The organism is Stenotrophomonas sp. RIT309 (assembly GCF_000632045.1).
Taxonomy (GTDB): domain Bacteria; phylum Pseudomonadota; class Gammaproteobacteria; order Xanthomonadales; family Xanthomonadaceae; genus Stenotrophomonas; species Stenotrophomonas indicatrix.
The window spans coordinates 67454-80456 of the sequence record NZ_JFYS01000044.1 but is presented as its reverse complement, the minus strand read 5'-3'; the positions used below and the strand labels follow the sequence as shown (position 1 = coordinate 80456).

Below are 13003 nucleotides of genomic sequence, written 5' to 3'. Positions count from 1 at the left end.
CTCCTGTACGGTTTCAGTGCGGGATCGACGTCAGTTCGTCGATGCCCAGCGCAAGATTGAGGTTCTGCATGGCCTGGGTGGCCGCGCCCTTGAGCAGGTTGTCCAGGGTCGCCACCACCACCACCCGCTTGCCGCCCGGGGCGAGCGTGAAGCCGCCGACCTGGGCACCGTGGCGGCCAGCGATGCGGCTCACCCACGGCGCCTCGTCCACGACCTCGATGAGTGCTTCACCGGCGTAGGCCTGCTGGAAGCGCTCGACGATCTGCTCGCGGGTCTGCACGCGGTTCAACCACAGGTTGGCGGTGAGGGTGATGCCACGGAAATGCGGCGCGACGTGCGGCATGAATTCGACCGCCACGCCCAGCTGCACGGAAACCTCGCGCTCATGCACGTGGTTGGTCAGCGCGTACGGCATCAGGTTGTCGGCCAGCAGTTCAACGTTGTTCTTGTCCGACGGCGAGGTGCCCGCACCCGAGTAGCCGGACACGCCGAAGCACTGCGGCGGGCCAGCCAGCAGATCCAGCAGCGGATGGATCGCCAGCTGCATCGCGGTGGCATAGCAGCCGGGATTGCTGATGTGCTTCTGTCCGCGGTAACGGCTGCGGGTAAGCTCTGGCAGGCCGTAGTACCAGGTGTTGTCGAAACGGTAGTCGGCCGACAGGTCGACGATCACCGTGTCCGGCTTCGCCGTTTCCAGCGCCGCCACGAACGGCGCGGCCAGGCCGTTGGGCAAGGCCAGGACCACCGCGTCCACGCCCTTGGCGGCAACGGCGTCGGCGTCGAGATTCTCGAACTGCAGTTCGCCCTGCCATTGCGGGTAGTGGTCGGACACGCGCTGCCCGGCCAGTTCGCGCGAGGACACGAAGCCCAGCTGCAGGTTCGGATGCGCTGCCACCAGGCGGATCAGCTCGGCGCCGGTATGGCCGCGGGCGCCGACGATGCCGACGGTGAACGAGGAGGAAGTGCTCATGCGTGCGTGCTCATGCGTGCGAATCGAGGCGGTGCTGCAGGTGGCGTTTCACGCCCTGCCATTCCGCATCGATGATGGAGAAGATGACGGTGTCGCGCGGCGTGCCGTCGGGATGCCGGCGGTGATTGCGCAGCACGCCATCCTGCTTGGCGCCCAGGCGTGCGATCGCGGTGCGCGAGGTGAAGTTGAACCAGCTGGTTTCAAACACCACGCTCAGGCATTCCAGCCGCTCGAAGGCATGGCTGAGCAGCATCAGCTTGGTTTCGGAGTTGACCCCGGTGCGCTGCACCGATTCGCCATACCAGGTGTAGCCGATGCTCAGCCGCGGTACGTCCGGCTGCAGATCGTAGTAACGGGTGGTGCCGACGATCTGGTCGTTGGCATCGAACACCACGAACGGCAGCACCTTGCCTTCGGCCTGTGCCTGCAGCGCCGCCTGCACATAGCCGGTCATGGCCTTCGCATCGGGCACCTGGGTGTACCAGAGCCTGGACAGCGCGCCTTCGCCCAACGCGCCGCGCAGGCCGTCGATGTGGCTCATCTGCAGCGGTTCCAGCCGCGCATGCGTGCCGGTCAACGTGGGTACCCGGGTCCAGTCTGCATGGTTCATCGCGCTCAGCCCTCCAGGCTCGGCGCACGCACCGCGCAGTGGTCGACATAGGTCCTGATCCGGTCGATGCCATCGGCACCGTACCAGAACACCTTCCAATGACCCTGCTTGTAGCAGCCATCGGACTCGGCGTAGTAGAAGTGGTTGATCGGGTTGCCGTTGCGCGAGCGCCAGAACAGCTGCGGGGTTTCCTCGCGCATCACGTTCCAGACCGCGCGGCCAAGGCCTTCGCCCTGGGCATCATCGAGCACGGCGAACTTGTCCAGGTACACGCCCTCGGCCTCATCGGTGAGGATCACCGCCGTGCGGTAGTTCTCGCTGACATACGCGCGCAGCAGCGTGGTCCTCTCGAAATAGTCCGGCACCAGGGTGCGGCCGAAACTGGATTCGATCAGGCCCTTCAGGCGCGGCAGGTCCAGCTCGCTCCAGGCGGTTGCACGCAGCACCTTCTCGCCCTTGCGCACCAGCGTTCCCGAGCCCTTGTGGGTGAACAGTTCCTTGGCCAGGTCGGCCGGCCGGGTGATCGACACCGACGATTCCAGCGGCAACCGGTCCAGCAGGGACTTGATCTGTTCGATCTTCACCTTCATGCCACCGTGGATCCACGGTTGTGCGATCAGGTGGTCGTACTCAGTGGACAGGTTGATCGAATCAATCACGCTGCCCTGCTCGTCCAGCAGGCCGCCGGTACCGGTCAGGAAGATGATCTTGTACGGCTGCAGCTCCTGCACCAGTTCGTTGGCGGCGAAGTCGGCATTGACGTTGAGGATCTGCCCACCGGCGGTCTCGCCCAGGCTGGTGATGACCGGGATCGAGCCGGCACGCAGGCTGGCCTCGATCGGCGCCAGGTTGACCTTCTTCACCTCGCCGACCAGGCCGTAGGTGTCCAGGCCCAGGTACTCCGCCTCGAACACGCCGCCGGTGATGGAGGTGGCGCGCGCGCCATTCTGCTGCAGCGCTTCGACCAGGCGCAGGTTGGATTGCTGGAACACCCGGCGCACGATCGCCAGCGCTTCCGGCGAGGTCACCCGCAGGCCGTTGACCGTCTGCTTTTCAATGCCGGCGGCCGACAGTTCCGCATCCAGCTGCGGGCCGGCGCCGTGCAGCACGATCGGGGTCAGGCCGACTTCCTGCAGGAACGACAGCGAGGAGGTCAGCGCGTCGAGATCGTCGCGCAGCACCGCGCCGCCGACCTTGACCACGGCGAAGCGCTTGGCGTCCAGCTGCGAAAAGCGCTTGAGGTACTGGCTGATCTCCTTCGCGCTGGCCATGCTCGAAAGCAGGCGCACGATGGTCTGGCGGGTCTGGCGGTGGGGCTGGAGGGCAGGAGACATTTCGGTTTCGTCACAGGCGGCGGTCGCCGCGTTGCAGTTCCGCCGCGCAGAAGCGCAGCGGCGTTGTGGGTCGATCAGGCGCCGGCGGCGATGATCAGGTGTACGGCATCGGTGTAGCGCTGCAGCTGCTCCAGCGTCACGAACTCATCGGCGGTGTGGGCCTGGGCGATGTCGCCCGGACCGAACACCATCGTGGTGTAGCCACCGGCCGAGAACAGCGACGCCTCGGTCCAGAAGTCCACCGCGTTGCCGATCGGCAGGTCCAGCGCGTCGGCCACGTCGCGCGCCAGCAGGCGGCGGTGCTCGGCTTCGGCGATATCTCCTGCCGGCAGGCTGGGGCCACGGAAGGTTTCGGTGAACAGCGCCGCTTCCGGTTCGGCGAAGCCGGCGAAGGTCGCCAGCAGCGCATCGATATCCATCGACGGCAGCGGCCGGAAACCAAAACGCACTTCCGCCGCCGGTGCGATCATGTTGGCCTTGATGCCACCTTCCACGCGCCCGATGTTGAAGCGCAGGCCGGTCAATCCACCGAAGCGTGCCGAGGCCAGCGATTGGACATGGTCCAGCGCGCGGTTGCCCCAGCGCATCGCCTGGTGCAGCGCACTGGCGGCTGCATCCTGCTTGCCCGACGCATGGCCGGCACGGCCGGCGAACTGCATCAGTACCGAGCTGATGCCACGATGCGCGAGCACCGCCTCGCTCATGGTCGGTTCGGCCACCAGCACCGCTTCGTACGCAATGCCCCGGGCCAGGAACGCCGCGATGCAGCGCGGATCGTTGGCTTCTTCATCGCTGGAGAACAGGAAGGCCGCGTCGCCATCACTGGCATTGGCGGCCGCCACCAGCGCCGCAGCCGCGCCCTTGATGTCACACACGCCAAGGCCGACCACGCGGTCGTCCAGGCGGCGCATCACGTGCGGGTCGGCACTCCAGTGCGGCGAGTCTGGCACGGTGTCCAGATGCACGTTGAACAGGTACTTCGGCGTGCCGCGCACGGCATACAGGCTGACCGCGCCGGCGCCATGGTCGATCACCTCCACATTGAACCCGGGCAGGTTGTCGCGCAGGTAATCGAAGATGCCACCGGTGGTGATCGCACGCGGCGGGTTGCGGGTGTCGAAGGACACCAGTGCCTGCAGGTGATCGAGCGTCTGTTCAAGCATGAATCAACAGTTCCTGTGGAATTCCGCCGGGCATGGCCCGGCGCTACCGGAACGCGTCTGGTGGAGAGCCCCCTTCTTGTTGAAGGGGGCGCGCCAACGGCGCGGGGTTGAGGTGGAAAGCGTGGTCAACCGCTCAGCGGTTGACCTGCGCGTAGAGGGTGGAGCTCATGCCGAACAGCTTGATGAAGCCCTCGGCTTCTTCCACGCCCCAGTCGGCCGACTGCGCATAGGTGGCGCCCTTGGTGTTGAGCAGGTGCGGCGACTTCACCGCAACGGCGTCGACGCGGCCGCCACGGGTTTCCAGCACCACTTCGCCGTTGACCTTGGCCTGCGAAGACTTCAGGAAGGCTTCGATGTCGGTCTTCAGCGGGTCGTGGTAGAAGCCTTCGTACACCAGCTCCACCCACTTGCGCGCCACGTCCGGCTTGAAGCGGTTCTGCTGCTTGGTCAGCACCGCATCTTCCAGCGCGCGGTGCGCGGCCAGCAGCGAGACCAGGCCCGGTGCCTCGAACACGATGCGGCCCTTCAGGCCGATCACGGTGTCGCCGGTGTACACGCCACGGCCGACGCCGTAGGGGGCAAACAGCTTGTTGAGCTGGGCCAGGATCTGCTCGCCCGGCAGTGCCTTGCCGTCGAGCTCGACAGCTTCGCCTTCGACGAACTTCAGGGTGACGGTCAGCGCCTGTTCCGGCCACTCGGCGCGCGGTGCGCACCAGCCACGGGCGCCCTCGCCCGGTGCTTCCCAACGATCGATCTCGCCGCCGGACATGGTCAGGCCCAGCAGGTTCTCGTTGATGGTGTAGGCCTGCTGCTTGGCGCGCACGCCGAAGCCACGCTCTTCCAGGTACTTCTGCTCGTAGGCGCGGGTCTGGGTGTGTTCCTTCTGGATCTCGCGGATCGGCGCGATGATCTGGTAGTCACCCAGGGCCTTCACTGCCAGGTCGAAGCGCACCTGGTCGTTGCCCATGCCGGTGCAGCCGTGGGCGATGATGTTGGTGCCCAGTTCGGCAGCGCGCTTGAGCGCGGCATCGACGATCAGGTAACGGTCCGACACCAGCAGCGGGTACTGGCCCTGATAGCCCTCGCCGGCCCACACGAACGGCTTGACGAAGCCGGACCAGATGGCCGGACCGCCATCGACGGTCTGGTGGCTGGTGACACCCAGCTCGGCGGCACGCTTCTCGATGAAATCGCGCTCTTCGTCATCCACGCCGCCGGTATCGGCGAACACGGTATGCACGTTGTAGCCGCGCTCCTGCAGGTACGGCACGCAGAAGCTGGTATCAAGGCCGCCGGAGAAGGCGAGAACGACGTCTTTGTTGCTCATGGGGGGTATGTCCTGGTAGCGCCGGGCCATGCCCGGCGGATTGTCTGGAGTGCTTGAACGACGTACGAAAATCAGCGGCCGGCAACAGCAGCCATGATCGCCTTCTGCACATGCAGGCGATTCTCGGCTTCGTTGATGGCGATGCACTGCGGCGAATCCATCACGCCGTCGGTCGCCTTGACGTTGCGGCGCAGCGGCAGGCAGTGGCTGAACACACCGTTGTTGGTCAGGGCCATCTTCCGCTCGTCGACGATGAAGTGCTTGAACTGGTCGCGGATCGGCTTCTCCGGCTCCCAGTTGCCGAAGAACGGCAGCGCGCCCCAGCTCTTGGCGTAGACCACGTCGGCACCGGCATAGGCACTGTCGATGTCATGGCTGATCTTCAGCGAACCGCCGCTCTCGGCCACGTTCTGCTCGGCCCAGCCCATGTAGCGCTCGTCGAGGATGTAGTCGGCGGTCGGGCACAGCAGCGTCACGTCCATGCCCATGCGGGTGGCGATGGTCAGCGCCGAGTTGGCCACTGCGGTGTTCAGCGGCTTGGGGTGGTAGGTCCAGGTCAGCACGTACTTCTTGCCGCGCAGGTCCTGGGTACCGAAATGCTCCTGCAGGGCCATCACGTGCGCCAGTTCCTGGCACGGATGGGTGATGGTCTCCATGTTGATCACCGGCACCGGCGAGTATCTGGCGAAACTCTCGAGCACGACGTCCTGGCGGTCGTAGGCCCAGTCGACGAACTTCGGGAACGCGCGCACGGCAATGATGTCGCAGTAGCGGCCGAGCACCTTGGCTACTTCAGCGATGTGCTCTTCGGTATCGCCGTCCATCACCGTGCCGAGGTTGAACTCGATCGGCCATGCATCCTTGCCCGGCTGCAGCACCACTGCGTGGGCACCGAGCTGGAACGCACCCAGCTCGAAACTGGTGCGGGTGCGCATGGACGGATTGAAGAACACCAGCGCGATCGACTTGCCCTTGAGCTGGTCGCCGAGCTTGTTGCGCTTGAACAGCGCAGCCTGGGTCAGCAGCGCGTCAAGTTCGCTGCGGCTCCAGTCCTGGGTGTTCAGGAAGTGCTTGGGGGACATCATCATTCCTTGCATGAGCGGCGCCGAGGGTCGACGCGGTGGAAGGTGGAAGGGAAAACCGGAAACCAGGGTGGTGCGAAAAGGTTGCAGATGAAGCTTTCAGAACGCGGAAACGAAAAAACCCAGCCGGCGGGCTGGGTTTTTTTCGGACGAACAGCAGAAAGCTCCGGATTACCCAGCGAGAATGTGGGGTTCCGGTCGACGGGCACGCGACGTCATGCCAGTGGCCTGGCGGGCGGCGCTGCTGTCGTGCTGGAAGTCGGTGAGCTTCATTGGCCGGCAATCTTTACATGCGGCCGGGGCCGGCGCAAGAGGCCGGCGTCGCAGAATCAGGGGGTGCCGGCGGCAGCCTGCTCCGGGCCCACCCAGGGGGTGATCGAAACCCGGATCTTCAGCCGGTTGCCCGGGTCTTCGGGCAGCCGTGAACGGTACTTGGTGCCCTTGTAGACATAGTCCACGTCATAGGCGATGGGGCGGCGGAACTCGCGTCCGACGGGCACGATACGACAGTCCCGCGTCAGCATCGGGCCCGTGTTGGCCGGCGCCGGGGCGGGGGCTTCGGCCGGCAGTTCCTCCAGCACTTCCTCGTCGCTGCGCTTGAACATCGAGCGAACCGAATCCCAGAGGCGGCCGATGCGGCCCTTGTCCTCCACCGGCTCCTCGCCAGTGACGTTGACCGGGGCCAGGGTACGGGTCGAGACCGGCTCGCAGTGCTCCTCGGTGCGGGTGGCACGCAGGGTCTGGAACACCGGCTCCACGTTGAGCACCTGGGCGTAGTCGAACTTCACGTTCTCCACGATCACCACCCGGTTGCGGGGCTCGGCCTCCTGGGCCAGGACCACGGCGGGCAGCGCCGACAGGCAGGCCAGGGTCAGCAACGCGGTGGTTTTCATTGGCGAAGGGAGCAGGGACACGGCAATAGTGTAGGCAGTGGTGACCGCAAGGGGCTGAACATTACCCGTCCGCGCCGTTCCTGCCCACCCCACCCCGGCCGCCGGTGACGTCCACCGGTGGCAACGGTCCCCCCAAAGGGCCCCGACACGTTCTAAAATCACAGGCTTGTCCCCCAGTCACAGACCCATGACCCTGCGCCTGCACAACAACCTGACTCGCCAGCTCGAACCGTTCACTCCGCTCGATCCGGCCTGTCCGACCCTGTATGTGTGCGGCCCGACGGTCTACAACTACGTGCACATCGGCAACGCCCGTGGGCCGGTGGTGTTCGGGGTGCTGGCCGACCTGCTGCGGCGGCGCTTCGGTGCCCTGCGCTACGCCCGCAACATCACCGACGTGGACGACAAGATCAACACCGCCGCGCGCGAGCAGGGCGTGCCGATCAGCACCATCACCGACCGTTTCGCTGCTGCCTACCGTGAAGACATGGCCGCGCTGGGCGTGGTGCCGCCGGACATCGAGCCGGAAGTGACCGCGCACATGGCGCAGATCATCACCATGATCGAGCAGCTGGTCAGCAGCGGGCATGCCTACGCCGCCGAGGGCCACGTGCTGTTCGCCGTCGGCAGTTTCGAGGGCTACGGCAAGCTGTCGCGCCGCGATCCGGACGAGATGCTGGCCGGCGCCCGGGTCGAGGTCGCTCCCTACAAGCGCGCCCCCGGCGACTTCGTGCTGTGGAAGCCCTCCAGCGACGACCTGCCGGGCTGGGAATCGCCCTGGGGCCGCGGCCGTCCGGGCTGGCACATCGAATGCTCGGCGATGGCCGCCGCGCACCTGGGCGAGACCATCGACATCCATGCCGGCGGCGTCGACCTGCAGTTCCCGCACCACGAAAACGAGATCGCACAGAGCGAGTGCGCGCACGGCGGCAAGGTGTTCGCGCGCTTCTGGCTGCACAACGGCATGCTCAACTTCGGCGGCGCCAAGATGAGCAAGTCGATCGGCAACATCGAGCGCGTCCACGACCTGGTCCGCAGGCATGCCCCCGAGGCGCTGCGCCTGGCGTTGCTGTCGGCCCACTACCGGCAGCCGCTGGACTGGTCCGATGCGCTGATCGAACAGTCCGGCCGCACCCTCGACCGCCTGTACGGCACCCTGCGCGAGCTGGCCGACGTTGCCGCCACCGCAGTGATCCCGGCAGAGATCGAAGCGGCATTGGATGACGATCTCAATACGCCGCAGGCGCTGGCCGAAGTGGCCCGTATCGCCGGTGAAGCGCGCCGCGCCACCGATCCTGGCGAACGCGCACGGTTGAAGAGTGAACTGCTTGGCGCCGGCCTCGCCCTGGGCCTGCTGCAGGCCGATCCGGCGCAATGGTTCGGCAACGCCGCCGGCGACAGCGACGACGATGCGCGTATCCAGGGCCTGATCGACGAACGCGCGGCAGCCAAGCAGGCACGTGACTTCGCTCGTTCCGACGCCATCCGCGACCAGCTGGCCGCCGAAGGCATCGTGCTGGAAGACACCCCGCAGGGCGTGCGCTGGTCGCGCAAGCGCGGCTGACCTGCCCTGCCCCGTGGCCGGTCAGCCGGCCACGCTCCCTACTGTAGAGACTGTTGTGATCGACTCCCCGTTCCCGCTTGAACCCACCGCCGCCGAGGCACAGACGGCCATCGCCGAGGAATTCGGTTTCTTCGGCGACTGGTCCGAGCGCTACCAGTACCTGATCGACCTCGGCCGCAAGCTGCCCGCCTTCCCGGACGCGTGGAAGACCGAAGAGCACCGCCTGCTCGGTTGCCAGTCGATGGTCTGGATCGTGCCGGAAGGCAACGCGCAGTCGCTGCGCTTCCACGCCATCAGCGATTCGGCCATCGTCTCCGGCCTGATCTTCCTGGCGCTGCGCGTGTACTCCGGGCGCACCGCGCAGGAGATCCTGGCCACCGAACCCAGCTATATCCAGGATATCGGCCTGGCCCGCCACCTGTCGCCGACCCGCAGCAACGGCTTGGCGGCGATGCTGGCGTTCATCCGCGAGACCGCGCAGGCCCAGCTGCAGCGCGATCCGTCGTGAGCGAGCCCGCCACGGCCGAAGACACCGCGCTGGGCCTGCTGTCCCGGCCCGGTTTCGCCAGGCTGCTGGCGTATCGCATCTTCGCGATGCTGTCCTACCAGGTGGTCGCGGTCACCGTCGGCTGGCACATCTACGAAGTCACCCGCAATCCGTTCTCGCTGGGCCTGATCGGCCTGGCCGAGGTGCTGCCGTTCTTCTGCGTGGCCCCGTTCGCCGGTTATCTGGTGGATCATCTGCCGCGCCGCAAGCTGGGCATGGTCGCCTGTTCCGGCTTGGTCGCCACCGCGCTGGTTCTGACCAGCGTGGCCAAGGGCTGGCTGCCGGTTGAGGGCGTGTGGCCGATCTATGCGGCGATCGCACTGACCGGCATGGTCCGTGCCTTCCTGTCGCCGATCTACAACGCGTTGTTCGCCCGCGTGCTGGCACGCGAGCACTTCGCCCGTGGCGCCGGCCTTGGCGCCGTGGTGTTCCAGGCTGGCATGATCGCCGGCCCGGCACTGGGTGGCGTACTGGTCGGCTTCGGTGGCAAGGGCCTGTCCTATGCGGTGGCCACGGCCTTCGCGCTGGTGGCGATGGGCTGCCTGGCCACGCTGAAGGTGGAAGAACCGGTGCATGCCGGCCCAGCCGCCCCGATCTTCAAGAGCATTGCCGAAGGCGCGCGCTTCGTGGTCGGCAACCGGATCATGGTCGGCGCCATGGCGCTGGACATGTTCTCGGTACTGCTGGGCGGTGTGGTGGCGATGCTGCCGGCGTTCCTGCACGAGATCCTGCATCACGGCCCGGAGGGCCTGGGCATCCTGCGCGCGGCGCCGGCACTGGGTTCGGTGTGCGTTGGCCTGTGGCTGGCGCGCCACCCCCTGCACCGTAATGCCGGTCGGGTGCTGCTGTTCGCGGTCGCCGGCTTCGGCCTGTGCGTGATCGGCTTCGGCCTGTCCCAGCACTTCTGGCTGTCGGCGTTGATCCTGCTGTTCTACGGCGCCTTCGACGGCGTGTCGGTGGTGATCCGCTCCACCATCCTGCAGCTGGCCACGCCGGAAGAGATGCGCGGCCGGGTATCGTCGATCAACGGCATCTTCATCAGTTCGTCCAACGAACTGGGCGCGTTCTATGCCGGCACCATGGCCAAGGTGCTGGGGCTGGTACCGGCGGTGGTACTGGGCGGATTCGCGGTGCTGAGCGTGGCCGGGGTCACTGCATGGAAGAACCCGACGCTGCGGAAATTGAATCTGCGCGATCTGCAATAGAGCGGATTTCCGTGCGCACACGCGCCGGTAGCGCCGGGCCATGCCCGGCGGGCGCTTTCCGCGACCGCGGCGGGGTGTCACTTTCTTTGCGCGCGCAAAGAAAGTAACCAAAGAAACGCGCCGCCATCCGCGAGCCGGTGCTGCGCACCGGTGCCCTGCGCTCCTCGGTGAATCAGGGGGAAGGCGCGGAAAGCCAGCCGACCAACAGTCGGCTCTACAGAACAGCGGCGCCTCTTCGCCGCTGGTAGAGCCAAGCCATGCTTGGCTGCTCTTGCCCTTCCATCCAATCTCCGGCTCCGGCCGGAGCCGAGCGTGGTTCGGCTCTCCAGCGACGGCGCGCAGGGAGGCGTCGAGAGCCTGCGGGTGGGCCGGGCAGGACCGTCCGCGGCATGGATGCCGCGGCCGAGCTTACAGGGATGTACTTGCAGCGTGTCCTGCCTGGCCCCACCCGCAGGCTCACCCCGATACCCGCAAAGCGCCGCTCTACGCAGCCAACTCGAACCCAACAAAAAACCCGGCCGAAGCCGGGCTTTCTGCATGACATCACAACGAACCGGAATCAGTCGCCCTGCTGCTTCTGCAGGTGCTCCCAACGCTCCTGGGCGTCGATGGTGCGCTCGGCGGTCAAGCGCGCTTCAAGGCGCTCCAGGCCGATCTCTTCACCGGTGTCCACGCAGTACCCGTAATCGCCTGCTTCCAGGCGCTTGAGGGTGCTGTCGATCTTGCCGATCAGCTTGCGGTAACGGTCACGGGTGCGCAGCTCCAGCGAGTTCTCGGTTTCGCGGGTCGCGCGCTCGGCTTCATCGCCGATGTCACGCACTTCCTCACGCAGGTTCTCGATGGTCTGCTTGGACTCTTCCACCAGGTCGGCGCGCCAGTTCTGCAGGCGCTGACGGAAGTACTCCTGCTGCAGCGGGCTCATGTACTCCTCGTCCGAGGCCGGCTTGTAGCCTGCCGGCAGGATCGGGCGGCCAGTGGCCTCGTCGGTCTTGTATTCGACGACCTTGTACTTGCTGCGCGGCGCAGGTGCCGTCGAACGGGCGGCAACGGCCACGGCGACCTTGCCCACGGGGCGGGTCACGGTCTTCGGAGCGGAATCGGATTTCACGGCGGTTTTGGCAGGCGATTTCGAAACGGGCACGGGATTCTTGGATTGCGGGGCGGTCGATGCTGCAGAAGCGGCGGCCGGGGCCGGCTTGGGGGCCGGTTTGGCTGCCGCCACTGCCGCGGTCTTGGCCGGGACAGACTTGGCCGGGGCCGGCTTCGCAGCTGGCTTCGGTGCGGACTTCACTACAGGGGCCGGCGTCGGCTTGGCGGCCGGCGGGGCGACATTCTTGGCAACCTTCTTGGCCGGTGCCGGCTTGGCAGGCGCCACCTTCTTTGCTGCCGGCTTGGCAGCAGGCGCGGCGGCAAACTTCTTCACCACCGCCTTCGGCGCCGGCTTGGCTGCTGCCTTCTTCGGTGCCGGCTTGGCAGCGGCCTTCTTCACCGGCGCAGCCTTGCTGGCAACCTTCTTCACCACCGGCGCCTTCTTGCTGGCAGCGGCAGGTTTGGCCTTGACCGGCGCAGCGGGCTTCTTCGCCACTGCCGGCTTGCCGGATTTCACCGGCGCTTTCTTTGCGGTGGCCTTCCTGGCCGCCGGCTGTGAGGATGCCGCCTTGGTCGCCGGCTTGCTGGCCGGCTTCTTGGCAACGGGCTTGGCCGCCAACTTCTTCACAACAGGCTTGGCGGTTTTCTTGGCGGCCTTGACGGCCTTCTTTGCAGTTTTTTTAGCAGCCACGAAACGCTCTTCCTTGGATTCCCCGGGGCCCGGGAAAGCGGGCCTTTATAGCCTACCCGACCCGCAGCAGCAACCTTGGGGGCCCGCTCCATTCAGTCCAGGAGTCAACGGGTCCAAGGTGCGGTCCGACGAACACGGACCGCCTTGCGCGGTACGGAACCTGTCCGGCACCTGGAGGGGTGCCGCTAGCGGTCGCAGGCCATCTACGACATGCGACCAACGGCCCATCCTGCACAAATGCGGCCTTCATGCCAACTGGCTTAAGATGACTGCGTGATCTCGCGCCTGCTCATCGCCCTGCTGCGCTTCTACAAGCGCTTCATCAGCCCGCTGCTGGGGCCTCGCTGCCGTTTCGTGCCGAGCTGCTCTGAATACGCCATGGATGCCATCTCCCGGCACGGCCCGCTGCGCGGCAGCTGGCTGGCGGCGCGACGGCTGGGCCGCTGCCATCCATTCCATCCCGGCGGCTTCGATCCAGTGCCCGAATCTCCCAACGCCCCCTCTTGCCGTTGCACAGGAAAACACTGA

Annotated in this window: 12 protein-coding genes; 4 read left to right on the top strand and 8 right to left on the bottom strand. The window is 66.4% G+C overall.

Annotated elements, in window-relative coordinates; translation table 11 throughout:
• Positions 1-13: 13 nt before the first annotated feature.
• The 7 genes from argC to BW38_RS00680 form a co-directional block, all read right to left on the bottom strand.
• Positions 14-970, bottom strand: coding sequence for an N-acetyl-gamma-glutamyl-phosphate reductase (gene argC / locus BW38_RS00650; RefSeq protein WP_032978728.1), 957 nt, complete (start codon positions 968-970; stop codon positions 14-16).
• 10 nt (positions 971-980) lie between these two features.
• Positions 981-1580, bottom strand: a complete 600-nt coding sequence (locus tag BW38_RS00655; protein WP_025876429.1) for a GNAT family protein — start codon at positions 1578-1580, stop codon at positions 981-983.
• Positions 1581-1585: 5 nt separating this feature from the next.
• On the bottom strand, positions 1586-2914 hold the full coding sequence (locus BW38_RS00660) for an acetylglutamate kinase (RefSeq protein ID WP_025876427.1): 1329 nt from the start codon (positions 2912-2914) through the stop codon (positions 1586-1588).
• A gap of 74 nt (positions 2915-2988) precedes the next feature.
• Entirely contained in the window at positions 2989-4077 is a 1089-nt protein-coding gene (locus tag BW38_RS00665; protein WP_032978726.1) for an acetylornithine deacetylase, read from the bottom strand.
• A 133-nt stretch (positions 4078-4210) separates the two neighbouring features.
• Positions 4211-5404, bottom strand: coding sequence for an argininosuccinate synthase (locus BW38_RS00670; protein WP_025876423.1), 1194 nt, complete (start codon positions 5402-5404; stop codon positions 4211-4213).
• A 71-nt stretch (positions 5405-5475) separates the two neighbouring features.
• Positions 5476-6486 carry an N-acetylornithine carbamoyltransferase gene (locus BW38_RS00675; RefSeq protein WP_025876421.1) on the bottom strand — a complete coding sequence of 337 codons (1011 nt, stop codon included), beginning with the start codon at positions 6484-6486 and terminating at the stop codon, positions 5476-5478.
• A gap of 329 nt (positions 6487-6815) precedes the next feature.
• Positions 6816-7379: a hypothetical protein gene (locus BW38_RS00680; RefSeq protein ID WP_025876420.1), complete on the bottom strand. Its 564-nt coding sequence runs from the start codon at positions 7377-7379 to the stop codon at positions 6816-6818.
• Between the two features lie 187 nt (positions 7380-7566).
• Here BW38_RS00680 and cysS point away from each other — a divergent pair, with 187 nt between their 5' ends.
• From cysS to BW38_RS00695, 3 genes are read left to right on the top strand one after another with little or no spacing between them, the layout of a single operon-like run.
• Positions 7567-8943 carry a cysteine--tRNA ligase gene (gene cysS / locus BW38_RS00685; RefSeq protein ID WP_025876418.1) on the top strand — a complete coding sequence of 459 codons (1377 nt, stop codon included), beginning with the start codon at positions 7567-7569 and terminating at the stop codon, positions 8941-8943.
• Positions 8944-8998: 55 nt separating this feature from the next.
• The gene (locus BW38_RS00690) at positions 8999-9451 is read left to right on the top strand and encodes a SufE family protein (protein WP_032978723.1); all 453 of its coding nucleotides are present in this window, start codon (positions 8999-9001) and stop codon (positions 9449-9451) included.
• Positions 9448-10695 (top strand): MFS transporter, encoded by a 1248-nt coding sequence (locus BW38_RS00695; RefSeq protein ID WP_032978720.1) that lies wholly within the window; start codon positions 9448-9450, stop codon positions 10693-10695. Before BW38_RS00690 ends, BW38_RS00695 begins: the two co-directional genes overlap by 4 nt.
• A gap of 559 nt (positions 10696-11254) precedes the next feature.
• On the opposite strand, the gene dksA is transcribed toward BW38_RS00695, so the two are convergent.
• Positions 11255-12475, bottom strand: a complete 1221-nt coding sequence (dksA, locus tag BW38_RS00700) for an RNA polymerase-binding protein DksA (protein WP_032978717.1) — start codon at positions 12473-12475, stop codon at positions 11255-11257.
• A gap of 273 nt (positions 12476-12748) precedes the next feature.
• On the opposite strand from dksA, the gene yidD reads away from it, so the two are divergent.
• On the top strand, positions 12749-13003 hold the full coding sequence (yidD, locus tag BW38_RS0121040; protein ID WP_014037867.1) for a membrane protein insertion efficiency factor YidD: 255 nt from the start codon (positions 12749-12751) through the stop codon (positions 13001-13003).